Origin of the sequence: Peribacillus sp. S4 (genome assembly GCF_046715815.1) — a bacterium.
In the GTDB taxonomy this organism is placed as follows: Bacteria; Bacillota; Bacilli; order Bacillales; family DSM-1321; genus Peribacillus; species Peribacillus frigoritolerans.
This window is the reverse complement of the sequence record NZ_CP175708.1, coordinates 32,501-57,129: the sequence shown is the minus strand read 5'-3', so window position 1 is coordinate 57,129 and position 24,629 is coordinate 32,501. Positions and strand designations below refer to the sequence as shown.

27 protein-coding genes and 2 rRNA genes (1 of these 29 cut by a window edge) are annotated in these 24,629 nt (G+C 40.8%); 1 reads left to right on the top strand and 28 read right to left on the bottom strand.

Annotated elements, in window-relative coordinates; genetic code table 11:
- The 15 genes from ACJ9PY_RS00295 to metG form a co-directional block, all read right to left on the bottom strand.
- Window positions 1-981: a sulfonate ABC transporter substrate-binding protein gene (locus ACJ9PY_RS00295; RefSeq protein ID WP_411739332.1), complete on the bottom strand. Its 981-nt coding sequence runs from the start codon at window positions 979-981 to the stop codon at window positions 1-3.
- Window positions 982-1,296: 315 nt separating this feature from the next.
- Window positions 1,297-2,250 carry a ribose-phosphate diphosphokinase gene (locus ACJ9PY_RS00290; protein ID WP_034316329.1) on the bottom strand — a complete coding sequence of 318 codons (954 nt, stop codon included), beginning with the start codon at window positions 2,248-2,250 and terminating at the stop codon, window positions 1,297-1,299.
- Window positions 2,251-2,265: 15 nt separating this feature from the next.
- Window positions 2,266-3,639 (bottom strand): bifunctional UDP-N-acetylglucosamine diphosphorylase/glucosamine-1-phosphate N-acetyltransferase GlmU, encoded by a 1,374-nt coding sequence (gene glmU / locus ACJ9PY_RS00285; RefSeq protein ID WP_098186206.1) that lies wholly within the window; start codon window positions 3,637-3,639, stop codon window positions 2,266-2,268.
- 576 nt (window positions 3,640-4,215) lie between these two features.
- On the bottom strand, window positions 4,216-4,512 hold the full coding sequence (gene spoVG / locus ACJ9PY_RS00280; RefSeq protein ID WP_034316332.1) for a septation regulator SpoVG: 297 nt from the start codon (window positions 4,510-4,512) through the stop codon (window positions 4,216-4,218).
- 191 nt (window positions 4,513-4,703) lie between these two features.
- Window positions 4,704-5,078: a RidA family protein gene (locus ACJ9PY_RS00275; RefSeq protein WP_034316334.1), complete on the bottom strand. Its 375-nt coding sequence runs from the start codon at window positions 5,076-5,078 to the stop codon at window positions 4,704-4,706.
- 13 nt (window positions 5,079-5,091) lie between these two features.
- Window positions 5,092-5,916 (bottom strand): pur operon repressor, encoded by an 825-nt coding sequence (gene purR / locus ACJ9PY_RS00270; RefSeq protein ID WP_057276492.1) that lies wholly within the window; start codon window positions 5,914-5,916, stop codon window positions 5,092-5,094.
- A gap of 61 nt (window positions 5,917-5,977) precedes the next feature.
- Complete coding sequence (gene ispE, locus ACJ9PY_RS00265) at window positions 5,978-6,847, bottom strand: 4-(cytidine 5'-diphospho)-2-C-methyl-D-erythritol kinase (RefSeq protein ID WP_034316338.1); 870 nt, start codon at window positions 6,845-6,847, stop codon at window positions 5,978-5,980.
- 323 nt (window positions 6,848-7,170) lie between these two features.
- The gene (locus ACJ9PY_RS00260) at window positions 7,171-7,347 is read right to left on the bottom strand and encodes a small, acid-soluble spore protein, alpha/beta type (protein WP_034316340.1); all 177 of its coding nucleotides are present in this window, start codon (window positions 7,345-7,347) and stop codon (window positions 7,171-7,173) included.
- A 151-nt stretch (window positions 7,348-7,498) separates the two neighbouring features.
- Window positions 7,499-7,750: a biofilm formation stimulator Veg gene (veg, locus tag ACJ9PY_RS00255; protein ID WP_034316343.1), complete on the bottom strand. Its 252-nt coding sequence runs from the start codon at window positions 7,748-7,750 to the stop codon at window positions 7,499-7,501.
- Window positions 7,751-8,064: 314 nt separating this feature from the next.
- Window positions 8,065-8,943, bottom strand: coding sequence for a sporulation peptidase YabG (yabG, locus tag ACJ9PY_RS00250; protein ID WP_048689999.1), 879 nt, complete (start codon window positions 8,941-8,943; stop codon window positions 8,065-8,067).
- 201 nt (window positions 8,944-9,144) lie between these two features.
- Window positions 9,145-10,023 (bottom strand): 16S rRNA (adenine(1518)-N(6)/adenine(1519)-N(6))-dimethyltransferase RsmA, encoded by an 879-nt coding sequence (gene rsmA / locus ACJ9PY_RS00245; RefSeq protein ID WP_403095393.1) that lies wholly within the window; start codon window positions 10,021-10,023, stop codon window positions 9,145-9,147.
- Entirely contained in the window at window positions 10,016-10,579 is a 564-nt protein-coding gene (rnmV, locus tag ACJ9PY_RS00240; protein WP_034316348.1) for a ribonuclease M5, read from the bottom strand. The genes rsmA and rnmV overlap by 8 nt, the downstream gene beginning before the upstream one ends.
- Window positions 10,580-10,824: 245 nt before the next feature.
- A complete protein-coding gene (locus ACJ9PY_RS00235) occupies window positions 10,825-11,979 on the bottom strand; it encodes a G5 and 3D domain-containing protein (RefSeq protein WP_241637883.1) in 1,155 nt (384 codons plus the stop codon).
- Window positions 11,980-12,257: 278 nt separating this feature from the next.
- The gene (locus tag ACJ9PY_RS00230) at window positions 12,258-13,025 is read right to left on the bottom strand and encodes a TatD family hydrolase (RefSeq protein ID WP_034316352.1); all 768 of its coding nucleotides are present in this window, start codon (window positions 13,023-13,025) and stop codon (window positions 12,258-12,260) included.
- Window positions 13,026-13,234: 209 nt separating this feature from the next.
- On the bottom strand, window positions 13,235-15,196 hold the full coding sequence (gene metG, locus ACJ9PY_RS00225; RefSeq protein ID WP_095679967.1) for a methionine--tRNA ligase: 1,962 nt from the start codon (window positions 15,194-15,196) through the stop codon (window positions 13,235-13,237).
- Between the two features lie 618 nt (window positions 15,197-15,814).
- Between metG and ACJ9PY_RS00220 the strand changes: the two genes are divergently transcribed.
- Window positions 15,815-16,099, top strand: a complete 285-nt coding sequence (locus ACJ9PY_RS00220) for an AbrB/MazE/SpoVT family DNA-binding domain-containing protein (RefSeq protein ID WP_034316356.1) — start codon at window positions 15,815-15,817, stop codon at window positions 16,097-16,099.
- A 46-nt stretch (window positions 16,100-16,145) separates the two neighbouring features.
- Here ACJ9PY_RS00220 and rsmI read toward each other — a convergent pair whose 3' ends face one another.
- From rsmI to ACJ9PY_RS00155, 13 genes are all read right to left on the bottom strand, one after another.
- Window positions 16,146-17,027, bottom strand: coding sequence for a 16S rRNA (cytidine(1402)-2'-O)-methyltransferase (gene rsmI, locus ACJ9PY_RS00215; protein ID WP_057276488.1), 882 nt, complete (start codon window positions 17,025-17,027; stop codon window positions 16,146-16,148).
- 1 nt (window position 17,028) lies between these two features.
- Window positions 17,029-17,289 (bottom strand): GIY-YIG nuclease family protein, encoded by a 261-nt coding sequence (locus tag ACJ9PY_RS00210; protein WP_411739331.1) that lies wholly within the window; start codon window positions 17,287-17,289, stop codon window positions 17,029-17,031.
- Window positions 17,276-18,019, bottom strand: a complete 744-nt coding sequence (locus ACJ9PY_RS00205; protein ID WP_034316362.1) for a tRNA1(Val) (adenine(37)-N6)-methyltransferase — start codon at window positions 18,017-18,019, stop codon at window positions 17,276-17,278. The genes ACJ9PY_RS00210 and ACJ9PY_RS00205 overlap by 14 nt, the downstream gene beginning before the upstream one ends.
- A gap of 176 nt (window positions 18,020-18,195) precedes the next feature.
- On the bottom strand, window positions 18,196-18,570 hold the full coding sequence (gene yabA / locus ACJ9PY_RS00200) for a DNA replication initiation control protein YabA (RefSeq protein WP_034316364.1): 375 nt from the start codon (window positions 18,568-18,570) through the stop codon (window positions 18,196-18,198).
- 14 nt (window positions 18,571-18,584) lie between these two features.
- Window positions 18,585-19,415: a stage 0 sporulation family protein gene (locus ACJ9PY_RS00195; RefSeq protein WP_048689969.1), complete on the bottom strand. Its 831-nt coding sequence runs from the start codon at window positions 19,413-19,415 to the stop codon at window positions 18,585-18,587.
- A 1-nt stretch (window position 19,416) separates the two neighbouring features.
- On the bottom strand, window positions 19,417-20,421 hold the full coding sequence (holB, locus tag ACJ9PY_RS00190; protein WP_141236117.1) for a DNA polymerase III subunit delta': 1,005 nt from the start codon (window positions 20,419-20,421) through the stop codon (window positions 19,417-19,419).
- 8 nt (window positions 20,422-20,429) lie between these two features.
- A complete protein-coding gene (locus tag ACJ9PY_RS00185) occupies window positions 20,430-20,870 on the bottom strand; it encodes a YaaR family protein (protein WP_057276486.1) in 441 nt (146 codons plus the stop codon).
- A 24-nt stretch (window positions 20,871-20,894) separates the two neighbouring features.
- Window positions 20,895-21,224 (bottom strand): cyclic-di-AMP receptor, encoded by a 330-nt coding sequence (locus tag ACJ9PY_RS00180; protein WP_034316369.1) that lies wholly within the window; start codon window positions 21,222-21,224, stop codon window positions 20,895-20,897.
- 85 nt (window positions 21,225-21,309) lie between these two features.
- A complete protein-coding gene (tmk, locus tag ACJ9PY_RS00175; RefSeq protein WP_034316371.1) occupies window positions 21,310-21,951 on the bottom strand; it encodes a dTMP kinase in 642 nt (213 codons plus the stop codon).
- Between the two features lie 39 nt (window positions 21,952-21,990).
- The gene (locus ACJ9PY_RS00170; protein WP_411739330.1) at window positions 21,991-23,445 is read right to left on the bottom strand and encodes an aminotransferase class I/II-fold pyridoxal phosphate-dependent enzyme; all 1,455 of its coding nucleotides are present in this window, start codon (window positions 23,443-23,445) and stop codon (window positions 21,991-21,993) included.
- A 239-nt stretch (window positions 23,446-23,684) separates the two neighbouring features.
- Window positions 23,685-23,903: a sigma factor G inhibitor Gin gene (locus ACJ9PY_RS00165; protein ID WP_082609258.1), complete on the bottom strand. Its 219-nt coding sequence runs from the start codon at window positions 23,901-23,903 to the stop codon at window positions 23,685-23,687.
- Between the two features lie 211 nt (window positions 23,904-24,114).
- A 5S ribosomal RNA gene (rrf, locus tag ACJ9PY_RS00160) occupies window positions 24,115-24,230 on the bottom strand.
- Between the two features lie 64 nt (window positions 24,231-24,294).
- Window positions 24,295-24,629 (bottom strand): 23S ribosomal RNA (locus ACJ9PY_RS00155) (it continues 2,598 nt past the right edge of the window).

The following is a 24,629-nucleotide window of genomic DNA, read 5'->3' as shown; positions in this document are numbered from 1 at the left end:
TTAATTTTTATTAACATCTGCAGATGCATCTAGAACATTAATTTTGCTTGGAATTAATTTAAGATTGTAAAATGTATCGGCAATATTTTGTTGATCATCCAAAACCGTACTGGAAATCTCCTCAAGTCCGTATTCTTTTCTATTTAATGTTTTTTCCAATGCCTCCACACTCATTCCAATTTCCGGAGATAAAAACTCAGCGACATCGCTTGGGTTTTCTTCAATCCATTTATCAACTTTTATCAGTTCTTCTTTGATGATCTTCAACGCCTCTTCATTCCCGGCAAATGAATCAGTTGCCAAGAAGAATTCCCGATTCGCAACCAGTCCTTCTCCATCCCGGATCGTTTTCGTTTCAAGCTCCAATTCCGCCGCTGATAAAAATGGATCCCATATTACCCAGGCATCGATTTGGTTTCCTTCAAAAGCAGCCCTCGCATCAGCCGGTGGCAAGTAGACGGGCTGAATGTCATCAAGAGTAAGACCTGCTTCCTCTAACGCTTTGACCAATAGGTAATGAACATTTGAACCTTTATTCAAGCCAACCTTCTTTCCCTTTAACTCTTTCACATTTTTAATGGGTGAATCCTTTTGTACGACTATAGCCTCTCCTGATGGGTTTGCCGGTTGATTTGCAATATAGACAAGTGGTGCCTTGGCTGCTTGTGCAAATATCGGCGGTGCCTCCCCTGTATGCCCAAAATCAATGCTGCCGACATTCAAGGCTTCAAGCAGCTGAGGTCCTGCAGGGAATTCAGTCCAATCGACGGTATATCCCACTTCTTTTAAACGTGTTTCCAGATCCCCTTTTGATTTTAAAATATTTAATGTCCCGAATTTTTGATAACCGATTTGGATGGTCTTATCCGATTCTTTTGCATCAGCACTTGTGGAGCTGTTCTTTTCCTGCCCACATGCACTCACTATCAGCATGAAGATGCTGAAAATGGACAGCAGCCATATCTTTCGTTTTTTCTTCATATTTTGCACACCCTTCTTAAACTTTTTATATAAAAATAAAAGGCTCCTTTCCTTCACCAATTGGACAATAGGGCAAAATGATGCCTAATGTTCAATGGTAAGTGAAAAGGAGCCTTCGGTAGTCCGATCGGCATTAACCACTATGCACTTGCATAGTACAGTTTTTCATTCCATGAAGATGAATTGTATTTTGTATGGTTATTTTATTATTACTATTCTCATCTGTCAACTAAGAATTAAATATTTTCTGAAACTTTTAAACGAAAACACGGCGAGCCCGAAAGGCCCGCCGTGTTTCGTTTTTTTATTTGGTTATCAATCGAATAATGTACTGACTGATTGTTCCTCATGCACACGAATGATTGCCTCTGCAATCAAAGGTGCTACAGAAAGACCGACAATTTTATCGATTTTCTTATCTTCGGATAGGGCAATCGAGTTAGTCACGACCAATTCCTTGATCGTTGAATTTTGAATCCTTTCGATGGCAGGACCTGAAAGGACTGGGTGTGTACAACAAGCGTACACTGCTTTAGCACCATTCTCCACAAGGGCATTGGCCGCTAATGTAATCGTTCCTGCAGTATCGATGATGTCATCAATCAGTATTGCTGTCTTCCCTTCAATATTACCAATGATGTTCATGACTTCAGCCACGTTCGGTCTTGGGCGGCGCTTATCGATAATGGCAATCGGTGCTTTTAGGCGATCGGCCATTTTACGGGCACGCGTTACACCACCATGATCCGGGGAAACGATGACGATATCACTTAAATCTTTTTCCTTGAAGAAATCAGCTAAAATCGGAACGGCAACAAGGTGATCGATCAGAATATCGAAGAAACCTTGAATTTGAGGTGCGTGAAGATCTAATGTGATTACACGGTGGGCACCAGCCGTTTCTAAAAGATTTGCGACAAGTTTAGCTGTAATTGGTTCACGCGCACGCGCTTTACGATCTTGGCGGGCATAACCGTAATATGGCATTACAATATTGATCGTTTTAGCTGAAGCACGTTTAAGAGCATCGATCATAATTAAAAGTTCCATTAAATTTTCATTGACTGGTTGGCTTGTTGATTGGATTACGAATACATCACAGCCACGGATACTTTCTTCAATATTAATTTGAACTTCACCGTCACTGAAACTTGTTACACTACATTTTCCAAGTTCAACACCGATTGCTGCAGCAATTTCCTGAGCTAAATCGAAGTTTGAATTTAAAGAGAATACTTTTAAATTAGGATCTAAATACTGATTTGACATGATGACCTCCGTCGGTTATTTATTAAATTTCAAATTCTTGACATAATCTTCTTTGTTAACTTGACGAGCCCGGGCAACGGATAGGGCTTGCTGCGGTACATCTTGCGTGATGGTTGAACCAGCAGCTACATATGCCCCTTCTCCTACTGTCACAGGTGCAACCAGATTAGAATTGCAGCCTATGAAGACATTGTCTTCAATCTTCGTCAAATATTTATTTTTCCCGTCGTAATTCACGGTAATAGATCCACAGCCTATATTAACATTCTCCCCAACCTCTGCATCACCAATATAACTCAAATGTGAGGCCTTGCTTCCTTTGCCAAAAACGGTTTTTTTGATTTCGACAAAATTACCGATCTTAACGGAATCCTTAATATCTGATTGAGGTCTAACATGTGCGAATGGACCGATTTTAACAAAACTTCCAATACTGCTTTCGTGCACAACCGATTGGAGGACTTCCGTTCCATCACCAATTTCACAATTACTGATTTCCGTATTCGGGCCAATCAAGCAGTCCTGCCCGATGATACTTTTTCCTTTAATGAATGACCCAGGGTTAATGACTGTATCCTGTCCGATTTGCACATCCGCTTCAATGAAAGTTGTAAGCGGGTCGATGATCGTCACACCGTTCCTCATATGCTTTTCATTGATGCGTTTCCGTAAAATTTGCTCAGCCTGCGATAAAGCCACGCGGTCATTCACACCCAATGTCTCCTCGAATTCACTGGATTGGAAAGCCGTAACCACTTCGCCTTCTTCTTTTAAGATTTCAATAACATCCGGTAAGTAATATTCTCCCTGGACATTTTCATTCGAAACCTTTTTCAGCGCGCTGAATAATGCTTGGTTGTCGAAGCAATATGTACCGGTATTTATTTCCTTAACATATCTTTCTTCTTCCGAAGCATCCTTATGCTCGACGATCTTTTCTACAAGTCCGCCTTCACCGCGAAGGACCCTTCCATAGCCAGCAGGGTTATCTGCATATGCTGTTAAGATTGTTGCTTTCGCCTGACTTTGCTCATGCAAGGCTATTAGCTCTTTCATTGTTTCCGCTTTAATCAGAGGCGTATCACCGCAAATAACAAGGGTCGTGCCACTTCTTGCGGATAAAACGCTTTCCGCTTGCATTACAGCATGTGCCGTACCTAATTGCTGTTCTTGTAAGGCATACTTGCATGAATCACCAAGTTGCTCTTGAACCTTTTCAGCACCATGGCCGATGACTGTTACAATATCTTCTATTTGAAGTTGATTGACTTGATCGATAACATGTTGTACCATTGGTTTCCCGCAAACAGGGTGCAAAACCTTATAAAGCTTAGATTTCATCCTAGTACCTTGCCCAGCGGCCAATATTATTGCATAGCGATTACTCATAACAGGCCTCCATTTTCACCTTTTTATCCACTAAAAATATTATCTCAAATAGTGATTCTTTTCAAGGTAACAATTAAAAGTACATATAATTGTCAACCAATCGGGTGAAAAATTTCCGTTATCCGACAGCTTACAAATGCCAGCATTGGACCTTGGAGCATTATTTGGCATCATGAAATGAATGATATATGCCCGGTCAATGTACAGAAACATGTTTCCTCCCCTTTATCCCAAAATACCGCCACGACCGTGCCATGCCTATGTACAAGCCATCTGGCAGCACTGCACCCGTTGTTTACTCCCATTCCGAGATCAGGTTACCGATTCAGGTCATTAGAGAGATCCCCTTACAGAAATTTCAATTTCCGTTGAGCAAAAAGGTTTTAAAAATAAAAAGGATGGGTACTTAAACTTTAGATAACACGTAAGTTTTACAATTCATTTAAGCAAATGTCTGTATAATGAGCGGATAAGTTCTAAACTTACCTGTTTTTGAATAAATAAAAAAGAGCACTACTTATGAAGTAGGCTCTAGATGCATGACTTATAAATTTAAAGTTTAAAAGTAAGGTTATTTTAAGAAGCACCTGCTCCAGCTTCCTCTAATTCAGTTTCAAGTTCTCCCAATCGATGATATTCTGTCAAGACAGCTTCTTGAATTTTCCCGCGTGTCGAGGAATTGATTGGATGAGCGATATCCCGGAATTCTCCATCTGGAGTTCGTTTACTTGGCATTGCTACAAATAAACCATTGTTTCCGTCGATCACACGAATATCATGAACCACAAATTCATTATCCAGTGTAATTGATGCGATAGCTCTCATACGACCATCCGTATTCACACGGCGTAATCTTACGTCAGTTACTTCCATTTAAGCTCACCATCCCTTTTTGTTGTTGTTAAAACTTAAAGTACATATTCAACAAAAAAACGTGAACTCCTTCTATTATCTGTAATTTTTTTAGAAAATTCAGCCTAGTTTTTAAAAATATTAAAAATTACCCATATATTGCAGGAAAATTACCCATTACGAATGCCCTGAAACATAAAAAAAACGCCCGTTTATTTAACGAGCGCTACCACTTCTATTTCCACTAGTGCATCTTTAGGAAGGCGAGCAACCTCGACACAAGAGCGGGCAGGTTTGTGAGCAGAAAAGTATTCTCCGTATATTTCATTAATCGAACCGAAATCGTCCATACTTTTAATGAATACTGTAGCCTTAATGACAGTTTCCAATGAAGCCCCGGCTTCTTTCAATACAGCTTGGAGATTCTTAAAGACCTGGTGTGTTTGTTCCTTGACATCCCCTGTCACCATCTCACCAGAAGCAGTAAGCGGGATCTGTCCCGAACTGAAAAATAACGTATCCACGATCACGCCTTGTGAATATGGTCCGATCGCTGCCGGTGCTTCATCCGTATGTATCGTTTTCATGAAATGATTCCCCCTATTCCTTTTTCGTAAAATAATTCCCACGGCTGACCTTGATTTCCTTGTCTCTTTCGACCACCTGTGTCAACTTGATTAAAGAAACATAGTCCTCGACAAGGCACTCCTCCGTATGTTCGGATTCGACCAGCACCGCAATTCCGGCAACTGTTGCCTTGAATTCATCCAATAGACTGACCATACCGTTAATGGTACCCCCAGCCTTCATGAAATCGTCTACAATCAATACATTCGAACCCTCAACCAAGCTTCTCTTAGAGAGTACCATAGTCTGGATCCTCTTTGAAGAGCCTGAAACATAATTGATGCTCACTGTAGAACCTTCCGTTACTTTATTATTCCTGCTTACAATGACAACTGGAACATTCAAATAATTTGCCACGGCGTATGCCAATGATATCCCTTTGGTTGCCATTGTCATGATGACTGAGACATTTTTCTTGGCATACATTGAGGCGATTATCCTTCCAACCTTATTCACGGTTTGCGGATGTCCTAAGATGTCTGTCATATATAGATAACCGCCAGGAAGTAGCCTTTCGGGGCTAGCGATCGTATCGCATAATCCGTCAATGAAGGCATTGACTTCTTCTTCCTTGATGGAGACAATATATTTCACTCCACCGGCCGCACCTGGAACGGTTGTCAAAGAACCTATCCCGCGTTGTTCAAAGGTATCTTTGATGATTGTCAAATCTTCACTGATCGAGGACTTTGCCGAACTATATCTTTCCGCAAAATAAGTCAGCGAAACAAGTTCCCCTGGATGTTCTAATAAATAATTGGTCATATCGACTAGCCTCTCGCTGCGACGAAATTTCATTGAGACACCCCCTTTGTGAATTCCGAATATTATATAGCAACTATACCATTAATGTACGTTTCTATTCAAGATTGTTTCGATCACCTAACAAACGGACCGCATAGACTTGATCACAAAATCCACGAAGACCATTGTAAATCCTCTGCATTCGCGAATCATGTTCCACCAAACCAAAAACGGTCGGACCGCTTCCGCTCATCAAGACCGAATCTGCTCCAAATGTCTTCATTTGATCTTTAATGTTCGCAACCTCCGGGTATAACTGCAATGTCACTTGTTCAAGAACATTCCCCAACCCTTCACATACATCGTGATAATTGTTTTCCATAATAGCCGAAATCATTCCAGGTACATCCGGATGCTCCATTTTTGAAGTTTGGAGCCTTTTGTATATATCGGCAGTCGAAACGCCGATCGTCGGTTTTGCCAAGATGACCCAGCACTTTGGCGGTGCAGGAAGATGCGTGATTTTTTCCCCGCGCCCTCTGGCCAATGCCGTACCTCCATATACACAAAATGAAACATCAGAGCCAATTTCAGCTCCGATTTCCGCAAGTTCATCCATGGAAAGACCAAGCTTCCACAGTCTATTTAAGCCTCTTAAGGTTGCTGCGGCATCACTGCTGCCACCAGCAAGTCCTGCGGCTACAGGTATATTTTTCTCTATAGTTATGGAAACACCTTTATTGATCCCAAAACGTTCCTTTAGAATAAATGCAGCTTGATAAGCCAAATTCCGATGATCATCCGGAACAAATCGATTATGGGATAGAATTTGAATATGATTTCCCGTTATTTCCTTTAGTTCAATTCTATCGGCAAGGTCGACTGTCGTCATGATCATTTCCACCTCATGATACCCATCAGGCCGTTTGAAAAGCACATCCAAAGCCAAATTAATTTTAGCCGGGGCTTTTTCCATAAGCTTCAATATGTCCACCTACTTTAACGTTCTTAAAAGTTCTTGTCCTATTCTATCATATTTGTTTATATTCTAAAGGTTTTTTCATTGTAATTTCAATGTAATGAAACTAAGATTGTCCCTTAGAGGAGAATAGACACATGTAGGCACATTGGGGAGCAGCCACTTCCTGCATCCCAAAAGACTTGCTACATATCCATATAGCATTCACCGATACATAAAAAAACCAGACTCCTTAACTACAATGTAAGCAAAAATGAATAGAGCTATACATTGTATAAAGAGTCCGGCCTCCATCAACATGACGGCATGATACAATTAAGTGTTTTATATTACTCTTTGTTCACCAATTGACGTTGTGCTTTTTCGATCGCAAGTTTTACCATGTTTCCTGCATCCCTGGCCCGGATTCCTCCCCAGCCTTCTTTCTGGACAACATCGTAAAATCCAAGTTCCTTAGCCAATTCCTCTTTAAGATCATTTGACATAATCCCTTTTTTCCTGCTCAAGCGAAGCAACCCCTTTCACATGCCGTCACATGCCTAGTGTTTGCAACATACTCTATTTCATTACATCCTTTTTAAGCCTTTATTGGGACTCACAGGATATTTTATACAAAACAAAAAGCAGCAAACAAAATTGTTAGCTGCTTCGTCTAAGTTACATCTCTTGTTGTTTGTTTAAAAATGTTAGTTCTACGGTTTCCGTTAAAACATCCGCATAGCTGTAAGATACTCTTTCAAACGCATTTTCATCTTGGTCGAGCTCAATTACAAAAACAGCCGGATAAGTTTCCGCCAAAGTTCCAAATCGTTCTACAGTCTTTCTTCTTCCACCGTTTGCTTTTAAGAGCAATCTTTTACCCAGGTTTGAATCAAGTGCAGTTTTAATATCAGCTAGAGTTTTTGGCATTTTCGGTCCACCTCACTAAGTTAAGTATATCACAATTTAGAAATATACGCAAACAAAATAATAAATTATATCAGCACTTAAAAATGTAGTCAATATATTTTTATCTGAAATTCGGCAAAATCGCGAACAATTTTATTATATCCTGGGAAATGAAAAATTATGTAAACGAACTATTCCATTATTTATTAAGCCGAATTTTCGTAATTAAATCATTGCCTACGAACATCGCTCCACAAATAACCCATTTTTTTGTGAGGATACCCGAATTCTCCCCCTGCCAAAAGCAAGCTGCATTCTTTCAAAATGCAGCTCGTTCATTCTTCCTGAAATGGCTTGAAAGGCAACCCGGTCCGTAACACCCCTTTTGTCTCAATTCCCCCCAGCCCCTTCTCTCCCGTTAATGTATTCCGAAGGACATCCCATACATGAATATGATCGGAAAAAGGCGTAAAGCTTATCTTTCCGACGATATATACCGGATCAAGAGCATGTATATTAACTCGGGAAGGAGAACTTGCGAAATTTGCACCCGCTTGAATCAGCGATTCAAAATGCGACTGACAAGCCCCGGCAAATATAATCAGTTGGTCTAAATGAGAAACCCTCCTTCTCGCTTCTCTAACTGTCTGTACAAAATCCTTTGAGTGACGGTAGGCATTAATATCGGACATCGGTCCTTTTGATTTTGAATAGGCATCATGACCGGTGACAACAAGAATGTCCGGCCGATAATGATCCAGCAACCCCCCGATCCTTTGGGGCATTTCCTTTTCATTGCAATAGATGCCATTGACCGGAATACCGAATTTCTGATATAGATCCATGCATTTCCTTAAGTAAGATGCATCCCCATCAACATGGAGCACCCTCCCTGGTATTTGGAAATATTCACCGCTATACCGATAGCCATTACTGGATTGATAGCCGTTTTTTTGTTGTTGCAGCTCTAGATCTTGCGTTAATAAGCGGTCAGATTGTTCTTGTAGTACCTCATTCGACCTTTGTCGATCATTTCTTTCATTATCATTAATAATCATTAAATCTTGAAAAGGTGCATCTGCAATCAGTCGGATATCTTCCCCATAAAGAATAGCTTCACGCCTTCCGTCAATATCGCGGATATCAATTACCCGGAACAACACGTCGCATTTATAAGAAACCCGACCAACAATATCGTTTATTTGAATATTCATGGCCCCACCCCATGAGAAGACTTATTTTCAGCCCGCCCTAGTTTATTTTCATTCTTAAGTTATGCGAATCAATCTTGAATGGTGAAAGGTGGAGATTGGCTACATTTTCGGGTATGTTCCATGATGATAGAGCAATTTCAAAACAAAAAAAGCCGGAAGCTGGGAGTGACCCCATTCCGACTTGAATCTTTCACATTTTCTTTATTTGAAGTTCGGCAATAACGCATCACTTAAGCGGCCAAATTCTTTGATGCTCAATGTTTCGCCCCGTCTGGAAGGATCCACTTCCGCGGTTTCGAGAGCGGCAAGTATGTGTTCCTTTTTTGATTTACCATCTGGCATCTGACTGGTTAAGTTATTTAAAATCGTTTTCCGACGCTGTGCAAAGCACGCCCGGGTCACAGTGAATAAGAAATCCTCATCCAGGACCTCGACGATTGGCTTCACACGCCTAGTAAGGCGGATTACAGCTGAATCAACATTAGGCTGAGGCATGAATACCGTTTTTGGTACGATCATCACTGTTTCGGCTTCTGTATAATATTGAATGGCAATGGATAAAGAACCATATTCCTTTGTCCCAGGTTTTGCGGCAATTCGGTCAGCCACTTCTTTTTGCAGCATGCACACGATGCCTCTAATGGGCAAGTCCTCGGACAATAGCTTTAAAATGATCGGTGTCGTGACATAGTATGGCAGGTTTGCAACAACCATCAAGTCCGAGAATCCAGCAAATTCATCCTCGATGACCTTCTTGACATCAGCCTTAAGAACATCCCCGTGAATGATGTTTACATTGTTATAGGGAGACAGTGTATCCGATAAAATGGGCAGTAGACGCTGATCAATCTCAAAGGCCGCAACCTTTTTGCTGCTTTTCGCCAGTTGTTCCGTCAATGCCCCGATTCCCGGCCCAATTTCGATGGCGCCGCTTTCCTCTGTCAAATTGGCATGTTCGACAATACGTTTCAAGATATTCGTATCGATTAAAAAGTTTTGGCCTAAGCTTTTTTTAAAGGAGAATCCGTACTTCTTTAATATTTCTTTCGTTCTGACAGGGGTTGCAATATCCTTATTCATTTTTTTCCTCCTGAATTATCTGTACCATCGCTTTTTCAAAAGCCTCAGTTGATATTTGGAACATTTTTAGTCTCTTATATAACTGTTTACCATTGGTAAACCCGATTTTTAATATAGATCCAAGTTTTTCCCTTCGTTCCTTGGCACCGGATCCCCCGATTAAACCTGCATCTATTAAATCCTGCTGTGAAATCTCTTCTGAAGCCTCTTCATCCATTATTTGGGCATCCTTTAAAGCATTACGAATTGCCTCAGGAGAAGCATGTTCCACACCAATTCCTCTACCTGACTTAGGAAGGGCTTCCTTCTTCGTTAAAAAGGCGTGTTTACACCCTTTTACTTGTTCTGAAATGATATTCCTGATTTTTTGACCAGGAAAATCAGGGTCAGTGAAAATGATGGCTCCACGTGTCTTTTGTGCAAGCCTCACCTGTTCAATACAGGACTCATTAACCGCTGATCCGTTGGTTTCTATTGTATCAGCATTAACAGCCCTTTTTATCGCCACCGTATCGTCTTTTCCTTCTACAATAATAATTTCTTTAATCTTTTTCATGGTTTCCTCCATACAGAAAAGCGCAAGCGCTTTGATTAGCTCTTGGATAAACGTAACCGGTCCCCCGTAAAAAACTTTTTTGGGTAGAGAAGATCATTTATGAAAGTTTACACGCATATATTGAAATCTTATGGAATGGTGAGACGTCTATCTTATTAAAACAGTTTTACATGGGGTTTTTCAACAAATGGAAAATAAAACGCAAAAAACAGGAGACGAATTCATCTCCTGCGAGAGAAACCTTATTAGTCCAATACGCGAATCTTTACTCTCTTAACACCCCAGCGATAGGCATCATTTTTTGAAGAAAAGAAGACGTCAATCCTATTTCCCTTTATTGCTCCGCCTTTATCAGCTGCTACAGCATAGCCATATCCCTCTACATATACTTTCGACCCCATGGGAATTACGCTTGGATCGACAGCAATGATTTTCGCACCCGGATTACTCTTTAGATCTACTCCTGTGGACGTGACTCCGGAACAGCCCTTACAACTGGCAGTATAAGCTGTTGAAGATACGTATATTTCTTTTCCACTTGAAGAACTAACGTTAGTTACTCCCCGTGATGCCTGCGCAACCGTCGTTCGAGTTCCGACCGTTACAACTTTATCCTGCTTTTTATTAACTACTTTTTCTGAAAGTAATTCTCTTTTGACCTCTTTGCCATTTTCTTTAACAACTTCATATTTCTTGGAAACGAGTCCATCTTTTCCTTCTTTGACAATTTTCTCTTTCCCTTTTGATAAAGAGTCATCTTTTTTAGTTATGACAGCAAAGTCAACTGGTTCTTCCACTACATCGGTGACTTTTTCAATTCGAACTACGTTTACCGTATTCTCAGCTTTAACTTTTTCGGTTAATTCTGGCTCAACTCGATCCAAATCATTGAGTTTTACTCCTTGTTGCTTTAAAAAGTCAGCGACAGTAGTCGAAGTTGACCATACCTGCTTTTCGTCTCCACCCACCACTAATTTCAGTGAAAAGGCTTTGTCTATGGCAACTTCCATATTCGCTTTCAGCTTCGTACTTTTTGAAGGGGTGATCTTATCCTGTTCCTTCACACTTAGATTTTGGTCTTTTAAAAGTTCATCTACCGTATCTGCGGTGGACCAGACTTCCTTCTTCTTACCATCCTGTACCATGACGATTTTTTGTGCAGGCTTCCAAACCACCTCCAAATCATCATCAACCTTTGTGGCTCTTGATGGGTGGACATAATCTGCGGCTTGAACCTTAATCTCTAAATCTTCCAACATATCATTTACAGTAGCCGCGTGTGTACGCACTACCTCTTTTTTTCCATCTAGCATGATTGTTACTGTATCCTTTGTTCCTTGATATATAAGTATTCCCAATGCTGTAGAAACAAGAATAGCACTGCAAATGGCCATTGCCATTCTCTTCTTCCCAAAAGGTTTGGGAATAAGGTTTTTCATAGTTTTTAATAGAATGAAAAACTCCTCCTTCCTCCCGGTGATTATATAGACTTAGTTATCAAGCTGTCAACCCATTCACTTCTCATTCAGGAAATTACTACCTATTATGCATATTCCATATTGAAAAGGAAAGGGCGACTTCTCGACATAATAAGCCTATAGTTGGAGTGAAATTTGTTGAAACCTTAAAAAAATCGATTTTAGCTAGCAAACCCCGGGAGATATTGTAAAAAAAAATGTCAGTTAATGCCGAATAATTTCTTGGCATTTTCCGTTGTTGCCTGGGAAACTTCCTCTATTGTAAGTTGTTTGATTTCTGCAATTTGTTCAGCGACAAGTTTCACATATGATGGTTCATTACGCTTCCCTCTATATGGATGTGGAGCCAAGTATGGACAATCGGTCTCAATCAGTAAACGGTCTAAAGGTACTGCTGCTGCCACTTCCTTAGGTTTTTTTGCATTCTTGAAGGTCACTGGGCCTCCCAATGAAATATAAAAATTCATATTGATGCACTCCAAAGCCGTTTCTGCACTTCCGCTAAAGCAATGCATGATGCCCCCAACCCTTGATGCCTCTTCTTCCTTCAGTATGTTCACGATATCCGCGGTCGCTTCCCGATTATGGATGATAATGGGCAGCCCCACCTTTTTGGCCAATCGAATCTGCTTCCTGAACACCTCCATTTGAACATCTTTCGGAGATTTATCCCAATGATAATCCAGGCCCATCTCTCCAATGGCCACAACCTTTGGATGATTGGATAATTCCTCGATCCATTGTAAGTCGTCTTCTGTCATATCTATAGCATCCACAGGATGCCATCCGACTGCGGCATACATGAAATCATAAGTTTCTATCAATTCCATTGCCCTTATAATGGTAGGCCGGTCAAAACCAACGACTACCATATTATCGACCCCTGCTTCCTTAGCTCTTTCTATTACGTCTTCGAGATCCTCGTTGAATTGTTCCGCATTAACATGTACATGTGTGTCAAATAACATTATTTTTCTTCCTTTCTAGCACTATTTTATAAAAAAATGAAAGTTTTATGTTTCACATTTAGGTAACAAACAGATTACAAAAGAGGCAGTATGCCCAATTAATAAATGTAGAACCAAAAACTAAACCTATATTACGTTACTTTTTCCAAAAGCATAAAGAAAAAAACATAAAAATGTTTCATATGAAACACCTTTATGTTTTCATCCGTTTATTTCACCTTTGAACCATTTGGAATCGATGAATCTATTGTAGCGACTGAGAGCACATCATCCTGGCTTCCCGCCAAAATCATTCCTTGAGAGAGCTCGCCACGAAGTTTAACAGGTTTCAAATTCGTGACACATATCACTTTTTTGCCTACTAAATCTTCTGGTTTATAGTGCTGTGCAATGCCTGATACGACTTGCCGTTTCTCATAACCCAAATCAAGCTGAAGTTTAAGAAGCTTATCCGCCTTCTTTACAGGCTCAACTGCCATTACCTCAGCAACACGCAGCTCCACTTTTGTAAAGTCATCAATAGTGATTTCATCAACCTCGGGAATCGTCTCTTCCACTTTTTCCTCGGCCTTAGGGGCATCTCCCTGCATTTGTTCTTTAATATATAAAACTTCCTCTTCCATATCCAAACGAGGGAAGATCGGGTCTCCCTTCAAGACTTTTGTTTCAGCAGGAATTTGACCGAACTCTGCTAAACTGTCCCAGGATTTCAACACATCATCTTTGATGCTAAGCTGAGCAAAGATCTTTTCCGGTGTTTGCGTCAAGAATGGTTTCAAAAGGATTGCCGTCCTGCGTAATGATTCCGCCAAATGAACCATGACACTGGCAAGGTCTTGTTTCTTTGATTCATCTTTAGCAAGAGTCCATGGCTGGGTCTCATCAATGAATTTATTTGTTCTGCTCACGAGTTGCCAAATGGATGTCAGTGCAACTGAAAATTCCATGTTTTCCATTGCTTCCTCATACTTGCCAACCGTTTCTTGGTTCATTTCAAGCAAAGCTTTTTCGAATTCGCCATTGGATCCTTCGTAATTTGGAATCACACCATCAAAATATTTATTGACCATTGCAACTGTTCGATTTAATAAATTCCCTAAATCATTGGCCAGGTCAAAATTGATCCGTTCCACAAACCCTTCCGGTGTAAATACCCCATCGGAACCAAATGGTACTTCACGCAATAAATAGTAGCGTAAAGAATCCAAACCGTAACGATCGATCAATGTAACGGGATCCACTACATTTCCTTTTGATTTGGACATTTTACCATCTTTCATGAGAAGCCATCCGTGGGCGAAGACTTTCTTTGGAAGCGGCACGTCAAGAGCCATTAACATGATCGGCCAATAAATTGTATGGAAACGAACGATTTCCTTTCCGACCAGATGTACATCTGCCGGCCAATAATTCAAGTATTTAGAATCATTGTCCGTTCCATACCCTAATGCCGTTATATAATTGGTCAAAGCATCTATCCATACATAAATGACATGCTTTGGATCTCCCGGCACCTTGATGCCCCAATCGAAAGTAGTACGTGAAACGGCCAGATCTTCCAATCCAGGCTTGATGAAGTTATTGATCATTTCGTTTTTGCGGGATTCCGGCTGAATGAAATCCGGGTTTTCCTCATAAAACTTAAGTAACCGATCCGCATATTTACTCATCTTAAAGAAATAAGATTCCTCTTTCACCTTTTCAACAGGCCTGCCGCAATCAGGACAGTTTCCATTGCTCTCTTCGACTTGACGTTCCGTGAAGAAAGATTCGCAAGGTGTACAATATAATCCTTCATATTGGTCTAAATATATATCACCCTGGTCCAATAACCTTTTGAAAATCTTGGCTACGACCTCTTTATGGCGATCTTCCGTCGTCCTGATGAAATCATCATATGAAATATCAAGCTTTTCCCAGAGTTCTTTAATCCCTGATACGATATTATCTACATATTGCTGTGGAGTGATTCCTTCCTCAGCCGCTTTACGCTGGATTTTTTGACCATGTTCATCAGTTCCTGTTAAATACATGACATCGAAGCCACGCATCCTTTTATAACGAGCCATGGCATCCCCTGCCACTGTCGTATACGCGTGCCCTATATGTAAATTGCCACTCGGATAATATATGGGTGTCGTGATATAGAATGTTTTTAATTTATCTTGCACTTCGTTCCCTCCTCATCATTTGAAAAACCGGCTATGGGACTGGCCCAAGCCATAAGAATATATTTAAGCTATTATCTCTATTTTAACGCTATATACAATTCTGTGCGACAATAATCACTAATCTAATCATCATGTTAATAGAATAAAAAAATAATAAATAGACTCAACTTAAAAATAAGGGTACTTCCCTTCTGTCAGCATTACCTCTTACCTTAACAAAATATACCTAAATTTCTTTTTTTGTGCAACAACTCACATATTCGTAAACTTTTTCAGAAAATTATCCTTAATTCAGAACTTTTGTTTTGAAACTAAAATATATTTAATCATATAATAGGGAAGTATGTTTTCTTATGCATACTTTGTCGAAATGTGGTGAAGGGAGCAGTTCTTTGTATCCTGCATTTCTTTACTTTTAAAGGCATAACCGATTTTTTCTCTTTAAAAGCCATTTTGTCACACGAAATGGGCCCTGCTATTTCTTACAAAAAAATGAAAATAAATCATTGACGAATTTGGGAATGGCTGGTATTATAAATTTATAAAAAAATTTGTCGAATAATGGCGAAAAAAATAGAAATAGGGTACTAGATTGTAACTGAGAGGAGAATTTTTTAAATGAAATCTACAGGTATTGTTCGTAAAGTTGATGAGTTAGGCCGGGTGGTTATTCCAATCGAACTTCGTCGTACATTGGGTATCGCTGAGAAGGACGCTCTTGAAATCTATGTGGATGATGAGCGCATCATCTTGAAAAAATACAAACCAAACATGACTTGCCAAGTTACAGGTGAAGTTTCCGATAACAACCTTACACTTGCTAATGGTAAATTGATTCTTAGTCGTGAAGGTGCAGAATTACTTATTCAAGAAATTCAACAAAGCTTCACTGCTTCTAAATAAATGATAAAAAAACTTCCGTTCTTCGGAAGTTTTTTTATGCTTATTATTATTGTATATCAATGTGAAAAGCTTGATATACATCGCGTTTTTGCATATTGCGATCTTTTGCGACCTGCTTGATTGCGTCCTTTGAAGTGAACTCCTTGGTTTCTATATAATGATTAACATGACCGACGATATCTAGGGCCATCCACCAAGCTTCTTCCGATTCATCCTCCGACCATTGCCCGCCTTCAATTATTAAACAGAACTCACCGCGAATTTCGGACTCCACCGCCCATGTCAAGGCCTCACTCACAGTCCCTCGAATGAACTCTTCAAATTTCTTGGTTAACTCCCGGCATAATACTATACGACGGTCACCTAAAATTTCATGCATATGTTTCAATGTTTCTTTCAATCGATGTGGCGATTCATAAACGATCCAAGTTGATTCCATTTTTTTTAACTTTTCCAGTTCCTGCTTTTTTTCTTTTGCTCCCCTTTGTAAAAAACCATAGAAGTAAAAAGGCTGGGGAACCAGTCCAGATGCGATCAATGCAGTTAATGCAGCATTTGCCCCCGGCAACGGAATGACTTTAAACTGTTCGGCAATGGCATCTTTGACCAGTTCATATCCCGGGTCGGATATCGTCGGCAAGCCAGCATCACTTACTAATGCGATGACCTCTCCAGATCGAAGCCTCTCAAGCATTTGCTTCCCGCTATATTCCTTATTATGTTCATGATAGCTGACGATAGGTGTCGAAATTTCAAAGTAGTTACATAATTTCTTCGTATTTCGCGTGTCCTCAGCAGCAATGACATCCGCTTCCTTTAAGATTCTTAAAGCCCGGAAACTCATATCCTCAAGGTTTCCTATCGGTGTAGGAACCAGATATAGAGCCGGCTCCAATCCTTCTTTTTCAAAACTCTTTTGCTGCCACATATCATGTATCCTCCTTTGCCATCCACTTTTCCTTTTGTTTTCTTGTTAATTGCTTAAATTTATATTCAGCCTGCATGGCCAATGTCCGTGTTTCGAATATTTCATGATAAATCAGTTCAACCGGTGTCCGGCCACGTGTATACTTAGCGCCCCTGCCTTGATTATGAACATCAATCCTGCGGTGCAAATCATTGGTATACCCAGCATAATAACTGCTGTCCCTGCACTTTAAAACATAAAAATAGTGCTTATTCCTCTCCATATAGAATCCTTCTAATTTCGGGATTATACTCATTTTGATCATTATATACAACAAGCGGGGGAAGAATCTTTAAATCAGGGTTGCCGTCCTTTATCCCTTCAATAAGAATCGTATTCGCTTCTTTTGAACTCTTAGGATAAACGAATTGCAGTCGCTTCGGTTCAATTCTGTACATCCTCATGAAATGCAGGATATCCATAAGACGGCCCGGTCTATGAACGAATGCAGCTTTCCCACCTTGACGCAGCAATTGGCTTGAAACCCGCATGACGTCCTCAAGATTACACATGATTTCATGTCGGGCAATTGCAAAGTGCTCATTTTTGTTAATTTCCTCGATGGATGGCGTCGGGAAATAGGGTGGATTGCAAGTAACGACATCATATTTGCTATACCCTATCTGCTTTGGAATTTCTTTTATATCTCCATGAATCATCTCGATTTGGGAGGTCACGCCATTATAGTCCATGCTCCTCTGGGCCATGTCATATAACCGCTCTTGAATTTCAACACCGGTAATTGTCCCTTTTGTTCTTGTACTCAGCAGCAAAGGTATGACCCCATTGCCTGAGCAAAGATCGACGATTTTCCCTTTTTGAATCGGTACATTCACGAACCTTGATAATAAAACGGCATCTAATGAAAAAGAGAACACCGATGGGCTCTGGATGATCCTTAAATTCTCCGCCAAAAGATAATCCAGGCGCTCATCTCCATTAAGTTCTACCATTGCTGTTACCCTCCTAATCATGTATGAAAAAGCATGTTTAGGGACCATGCTTCTAAGTTACTGTCGTACAAAAAGGGGCCTGACTCATAGTATGCGTCAGACCCCGAATCACTATATATTGTAAACGGTCTATCTATCACGTAAAAGAGATGGAACATCTTTTATATTATCCATTATCACTTCTTGTTTAAAAAAGATAAACAGAACAGGCAATCCCCTTCTTTTCGTAAACTGCCAAAATGCAGATTGCAAATATGAAAGCCTTCTTGATAGATACGGGCTAAGTTATCATAGCCTTCCCCGATATCCATAACCTTTTCCGCACTTGGAGTACGGTTTTTCACTTTTTGTTTGACCTTAACTGCAGCAGGCGCACTTTCGACTTCCACAAGGCCCAACCGATGGCGCAAATGCTCGTTTTCCAGCTTGACCGACTGATTTTCCTCAAGGATTTCAGCTAAGTTCTGCTTCAATTCTCCAAGCTGCTTATATAATTGGCCTATCTGGGTTTCCATATTGGTCACCGAATCAAAAATATTTTTCTTATCCACGCTCTCCCACCACCTTAATAATCTGTGGCTTGAATAGAAACGGCTCCCTCTTTTAGAATCTCATCTAGAGTATACTCTAATACTCTTTCTTGCCCGATTAGTTCAATCTGAAGTACGCGTTCTAGAATATTAAGCCCCACTACCTTGCCTTTGCCACCAGGCGTATTAATCATTTCACCTAAATCAGGAAGCATTTCCTTCGCACTTTCATACTCATCATTTTCATATTTCAGACAGCACATCAATCGACCGCATAAACCTGAGATTTTTGTAGGGTTTAATGATAAATTCTGATCCTTCGCCATTTTGATGGAAACCGGTTCAAAATCTCCAAGAAATGTGGAGCAACAAAGCATTCTGCCACAAGGTCCGATGCCACCAAGCATCTTTGCCTCATCCCTTACCCCGATTTGGCGCAGTTCTATGCGAGTTCTGAATATGGCAGCTAAATCTTTGACTAAATCACGGAAATCCACGCGACCATCCGCTGTAAAATAAAACACGACTTTATTTCTGTCGAAAGTATATGACACATCAACCAGCTTCATATCCAGCTTATGTTCCACAACCTTTTGACAACATATAGTGTAAGCCTCTTCTGCAGCCGCCTTATTCTCGTCTACAATCAGCTTATCTTTTGCATCAGCGACCCGAAGTACTTTTTTCAATGGCAGGACAACATCGTTTTCATCTACTTGTTTACGGGCTGTAACGACTTTACCGAATTCAACACCGCGGACAGTCTCCACTATTACAAAATCGTCCTTAGGAATTGCGAATTCACCCGGATCGAAGTAGTATATTTTGCCCGCCTTTTTAAAACGGACACCTACAACATCATACAAATCATGATCCCTCCTGCAAATTCAGCACAAGCTGTTCCATCAACAGCTGTGGATTCGTGTTGGACATCAGCTTCCTTTTTGCTTCCAAAATGCAACCCATATGTTCAGCAAGGCGTCTTGGGGAAAGATGAAGAGCGTGAGTTTCAAATTCCTTCAGTTTATTTTGGAACACAACGAAGTCCTTTTTGTCCAACTGAATGTATAATAAATCCTTATATATAAGAAGTAACAAATCAAGACCTCTGTCAACCTGTTCTCTTTCTTTAAAGTGTGTGAACCAATCCGTCTGAAGGTACAGCATTGCCTTCAAGGAATTAAGTTTTAACACTTCATATAATTTTACCACTATTTTTTGAGCTTGTACAAACCATTCATCATGGCTAAGCTCGATTCCAGCTTCCACATTCTGTGTGATGTGGGCAATAACTGAGGCCAGCTGTGGTTCTAACTCCTGTTCTATCAACTTCCGTTTCACATTCTCCGGAGATAATGGCTTGAACGAAATCACTTGGCACCTTGATAATATAGTCGGCAGAATCCTCTGAAGCTGTTCGGTCATCAATATTGCTACAGTATCAGCCGAAGGTTCTTCTAAAAATTTCAATAGACTGTTGGCTGCCCCCACCGACATTTTGTCAGCATCGGCAATCATATAAACCTTCCGATCTGCCTCTACGCTCTTTTTCGAAAATTCTTCCTGAAGCCCCTTGATTTGCTCTTTCTTTATTGAGAGACCGTCTTTTTCTATCAAATGGACATCTGGATGATTCCCACTTGAAATCCGTTTGCAATTCCGACAAAGTTCGCATGGCTCATAACCTGCTGTCGGGGCTTCACATAGTAAGCTTTTGGCAAAGGCATAGCTTATCTCTTGCTTGCCTGTCCCTTTTTCTCCTTCAAATAAATACGCATGAGCCACCCTGTTCTTCGTTATGCTATTTTGCAGCATCGTCATTACCTGCGGCTGAATTTCACTCATGTCCTGCCATGTTTTATCCAAAACCATCAACTCACTTAGGTATATAAATTAATCAGAAGACCTTTAATCTCACCAATCATTTCCAATATTTCAAGCGAACTTTTCTCTTTATTAAGAATTTCCTCGCTTAACTCAACTAATTTTGCATCTATCGTTTCCACGGTTTTCAATGGCCGGCTCTGTCCATATTCATTCCAGCTCGTTGATTGCTTCAGTTCCAGTCCATATTCAACCGCTTCTTTAACAAATCGTTTCACCAATGCTTTATATTTTGCCAATTCCCTAAAAGTACGTGACCTTACTAAACGCTGACCCGCCCCTTCAATATCGCCTATCAAACGGTTTAATGTTTGGATTTGCATCTTTTGATCCTGTGTCTGGACCATTTGTTGAAACCTTCCATTTCCGGTTTGAAATTGTTTGGCATCCTGACGCGATTTATCCGGCTTAATAGGGATATCATGGTTGATTTTCATAATGAACCTCCCTGAAACTAACCGTTAAAATTGTAAAAAGTTTTCAACCGGCAGAACAAAAATGGTCGCACCGCCCACTTGAATCTCCACTGGGTAAGGTACATATGACTCGGCATTCCCGCCCATCGGTGAAACCGGTGAAACTAATTGGGATCGTGACTGACAATTCTGTTTGATGATCTGGATGGCTTGGTCAACACGTTCATCCTCTGTTCCAATCATAAAAGTCGTATTACCTGATTTTAAAAACCCGCCAGTGCTGGCTAGCTTGGTCGTTCCGAAATTATTTTCCACTAATTGATTCAGCAGGCGATGACTATCCTTGTCTTGAACGACAGCAATGATCATTTTCATTCTCATCATCCTCCGGTTACTCTGAATTTTTACTAACTACATTATATCAAATAGTATTGGTTGAATAATATGGAAACCTATATAATCAGTTTCCCGCCTTCGCTAAAAAATCCAATAGGCCGGCTTTCGTTTCCTCAAAGACTTCATCTATTGACCGGCCAGCATCCACGATAATGAAACGTTCTTTCCATCTATTTATAATGAACTGATACCCTTCACAAACTTTTTTATGAAAGTCGAGGGCTTCAAGATCCAGCCGGTTCACTTCCCGTTCCCCATTGGACTGGATGCGTCTCAATCCCTCTTCTGGGTCGATATCAAAAAAGAGCGTGGCATCTGGCATCATATCTCCAATTGCAAATTTATTGATATTGTAAACTTCTTCTATATCCAAACCTCTTGCATGACCCTGATAGGCTAACGAGCTATCTATAAACCGGTCACAGAGGACAATTCCCCCTCGTTCCAGCTCAGGCATGACCACTTCCACTAAATGCTGACGCCTTGCTGCTGCGTATAATAAAGCCTCTGTCCTCGAGTCCATGGCTGTATTATCTTTATTAAGGATCACTTCCCTAATTTGCTCCGAAATGGGAACTCCCCCTGGCTCACGGGTTAATAGAACTTGATAGCCTTCTTGTTGCAGAGCCTTGCCAAGCATTTGGGTAATGGTTGTTTTCCCGGCACCCTCTGGCCCTTCCATTGTTATAAAAATACCACGTTTCATCGATGTACCTCCAAGGTTCTTTGTATGTAGTATATCATTTTAACCCGTCTGCCCGCTTTCATAAACGATTAATTCTCCATTTGAAAGGGAGGAACCACCATGAAACCTTGATCCCATTTCCAGCAGTCTCCGCAAATTGGATATATGTTCAGGAGTAATCATTTCCCCGGACATAATTAAAGGGATGCCCGGCGGATAAGGAATGACCATCTCGGCGGATACCTCTCCGACTGCTTTCCGTAATGCGACAGGTCTTGCTTTGCTATGCTTCATGACGGAGTAGGGCATTTCAAGCCCTGCCATTGACCTTCCATCAGGCCAGAGGACCCGAAGATCTGCTTCCTTGTTTCCAGTTCTGTCTTGAGTGGCACTTTTTATAGTTTGTATGATTTCATGAAAAGGAAAATCGGTACCCCTTTTTAATAAGGGTAAAATCATTAATAAATTATCAGGATCAGCCAACTCCGTAAAAATGCCTTTGGCTTCACATAGCTGCTGTAACTCAAATCCACTTAAACCATTTGTTGATTGAATGACTACTTTTAGCGGGTCTGCCAAGGTGCCTGGCGGCGCCTCCAACACCCTTACTGTCTGCAGGGCACCCAGTTTTCCTCTGAAGTCCGATATCTTTTCAATAAGGAATTTTTTATCTTCTGATGTATAAGCGGCTAAATAGGCCCTGGCCAAGTCGAGCGAGCCCATAATTGGGTAAGATGGACTGCTGGACTGAAGCATTTGTAAATAGAATGATGCTTGGTCAACATCAATTAAGGATGAATTCACATGAAGAAATGACCCCATCGTCATGGCCGGCAGTGTTTTATGCGCTGAATGGACAACGGCGTCTGCCCCTGCCAAAATGGCCGACTTGGGAAACGGACTTCCTAACTGAAAATGAGCGCCATGTGCCTCGTCCACCAGCACTGGGATCCCCCTTTGATGTGCAAGTCTTACCATTTCCGTCAAGTCTTCACTAATTCCATAATAATTAGGATAGGTAACAATGATGGCTTTTGCATCTGGATGTACACTCAAGGCTTCTTCAATTAAATTTGATCCCACACCGCCGGCAATGCCCCATTTCTCATAATATTCCGGTTGCAAAAAAATGGGTTGTACATTCGCTAACATCAATCCATGTAAAATTGATTTATGGCAGTTTCTTTGGACAAGGACTTTATCACCTTCCCGGCAGGCAGCAAGAATCATGGCAATGTTGCCTACTGTGGACCCATTAACGAGAAAATAACTCCGCTTTACCCCATATAGATCAGCGAGTAGTTGCTCGGACTTTAGAATGGCCCCCTCTGGAGCATGCAGGTCATCTAAGCCGCTTATTTCCGTGGCATCAATACCAAGCAGGGGGTTGTATAAGGCCTGGCCCTTTTTATTAAACACCCGTCCATTTTTATGCCCTGGGACATGCAGGGATATGGAGCTTTTTTTATGAAAAGCACTCATTGCATCGAACAATGGTGTCTGTGATTGATTCATTTTTCTCTTCCCTCATATCATAGTATTTTTTCATTTTATCAAATAAGTATAATTTTATCTCATATTGCGTCGACAGAAAGGCAATTATGCATCTCTGAACAGTCTGTTTGGAGGGAACTTACAGAAACATGGGAGCATGTTGCCAAGCATTCTTCTAAAGTACCAAAAAAAGAATCAGAGACTCAAGAAACACACATTTCTTTTATCTCTGATTCTTTAACTTTCCACAAACTATTTTTTCATGATAATATTTCAGGGTTAGTGACTTTTCTTAATTTCTTTAAGTAATATTGGTACTTGGGATCGTTCGTATCCGTCCCTATCATATCCCTTTCGCATTCCTCACAAATAAAAGTCGTATATAGATGTATACCCATCCCTTTTACTTGTTCACAAACCGCGCACGTTTCCCCTGCCGTTGTTTTGGTTGTTGTTGTCCCCAACATCTCCACCTCCATACCTGCATTCTCCCCAAAAACCATTGTTCGCATACATTGATTTAAATAGTTTAAGAGAACCCGGGGATGCTTTTAACAATGTATGATGAAGAATTTCAATACGTGTATGTCTTCATAAAAGTTTCCATAATTGATAATCCCTTTATATCCAATGATTTTTCTTTGCATTAAGCAAAAAAAAGACCAGCCGGATGGCTGATCTTTTTAAATGGCTTGGCGGCGTCCTACTCTCACAGGGGGAAACCCCCAACTACCATCGGCGCTGAAGAGCTTAACTGCCGTGTTCGGAATGGGAACGGGTGTGACCTCTTCGCTATCGCCACCAAACATAAAAGGAACGTTGTTCCTTCAAAACTAGATAATAAGAAGGTATTTCATTTTTTAAAAAGCGTTGGTTAAGTCCTCGATCTATTAGTATCAGTCAGCTCCACATGTCACCATGCTTCCACCTCTGACCTATCAACCTGATCATCTTTCAGGGATCTTACTAGCTTGCGCCATGGGAAATCTCATCTTGAGGGGGGCTTCATGCTTAGATGCTTTCAGCACTTATCCCGTCCGCACGTAGCTACCCAGCTATGCCTTTGGCAAGACAACTGGTACACCAGCGGTGCGTCCATCCCGGTCCTCTCGTACTAAGGACAGCTCCTCTCAAATTTCCTGCGCCCGCGACGGATAGGGACCGAACTGTCTCACGACGTTCTGAACCCAGCTCGCGTACCGCTT

Excerpts from the sequence above, each read along its gene's own strand:
- ACJ9PY_RS00295 (WP_411739332.1), bottom strand. The coding sequence starts at position 981 with ATGAAGAAAAAACGAAAGATATGGCTGCTGTCCATTTTCAGCATCTTC.
- ACJ9PY_RS00290 (WP_034316329.1), bottom strand. The coding sequence starts at position 2,250 with ATGTCAAATCAGTATTTAGATCCTAATTTAAAAGTATTCTCTTTAAAT.
- glmU (WP_098186206.1), bottom strand. The coding sequence starts at position 3,639 with ATGAGTAATCGCTATGCAATAATATTGGCCGCTGGGCAAGGTACTAGG.
- spoVG (WP_034316332.1), bottom strand. The coding sequence starts at position 4,512 with ATGGAAGTAACTGACGTAAGATTACGCCGTGTGAATACGGATGGTCGT.
- ACJ9PY_RS00275 (WP_034316334.1), bottom strand. The coding sequence starts at position 5,078 with ATGAAAACGATACATACGGATGAAGCACCGGCAGCGATCGGACCATAT.
- purR (WP_057276492.1), bottom strand. The coding sequence starts at position 5,916 with ATGAAATTTCGTCGCAGCGAGAGGCTAGTCGATATGACCAATTATTTA.
- veg (WP_034316343.1), bottom strand. The coding sequence starts at position 7,750 with ATGCCAAAAACTCTAGCTGATATTAAAACTGCACTTGATTCAAACCTG.
- yabG (WP_048689999.1), bottom strand. The coding sequence starts at position 8,943 with ATGAATATTCAAATAAACGATATTGTTGGTCGGGTTTCTTATAAATGC.
- rsmA (WP_403095393.1), bottom strand. The coding sequence starts at position 10,023 with ATGAATAAGGATATTGCAACCCCTGTCAGAACGAAAGAAATATTAAAG.
- rnmV (WP_034316348.1), bottom strand. The coding sequence starts at position 10,579 with ATGAAAAAGATTAAAGAAATTATTATTGTAGAAGGAAAAGACGATACG.
- ACJ9PY_RS00235 (WP_241637883.1), bottom strand. The coding sequence starts at position 11,979 with ATGGCAATGGCCATTTGCAGTGCTATTCTTGTTTCTACAGCATTGGGA.
- ACJ9PY_RS00230 (WP_034316352.1), bottom strand. The coding sequence starts at position 13,025 with ATGTTATTTGACACACATGTACATGTTAATGCGGAACAATTCAACGAG.
- ACJ9PY_RS00220 (WP_034316356.1), top strand. The coding sequence starts at position 15,815 with ATGAAATCTACAGGTATTGTTCGTAAAGTTGATGAGTTAGGCCGGGTG.
- rsmI (WP_057276488.1), bottom strand. The coding sequence starts at position 17,027 with ATGTGGCAGCAAAAGAGTTTTGAAAAAGAAGGATTGGAGCCGGCTCTA.
- ACJ9PY_RS00210 (WP_411739331.1), bottom strand. The coding sequence starts at position 17,289 with ATGGAGAGGAATAAGCACTATTTTTATGTTTTAAAGTGCAGGGACAGC.
- ACJ9PY_RS00205 (WP_034316362.1), bottom strand. The coding sequence starts at position 18,019 with ATGGTAGAACTTAATGGAGATGAGCGCCTGGATTATCTTTTGGCGGAG.
- holB (WP_141236117.1), bottom strand. The coding sequence starts at position 20,421 with ATGGTTTTGGATAAAACATGGCAGGACATGAGTGAAATTCAGCCGCAG.
- ACJ9PY_RS00185 (WP_057276486.1), bottom strand. The coding sequence starts at position 20,870 with ATGAAAATCAACCATGATATCCCTATTAAGCCGGATAAATCGCGTCAG.
- ACJ9PY_RS00180 (WP_034316369.1), bottom strand. The coding sequence starts at position 21,224 with ATGAAAATGATCATTGCTGTCGTTCAAGACAAGGATAGTCATCGCCTG.
- tmk (WP_034316371.1), bottom strand. The coding sequence starts at position 21,951 with ATGAAACGTGGTATTTTTATAACAATGGAAGGGCCAGAGGGTGCCGGG.
- ACJ9PY_RS00170 (WP_411739330.1), bottom strand. The coding sequence starts at position 23,445 with ATGAATCAATCACAGACACCATTGTTCGATGCAATGAGTGCTTTTCAT.
- ACJ9PY_RS00165 (WP_082609258.1), bottom strand. The coding sequence starts at position 23,903 with ATGGAGGTGGAGATGTTGGGGACAACAACAACCAAAACAACGGCAGGG.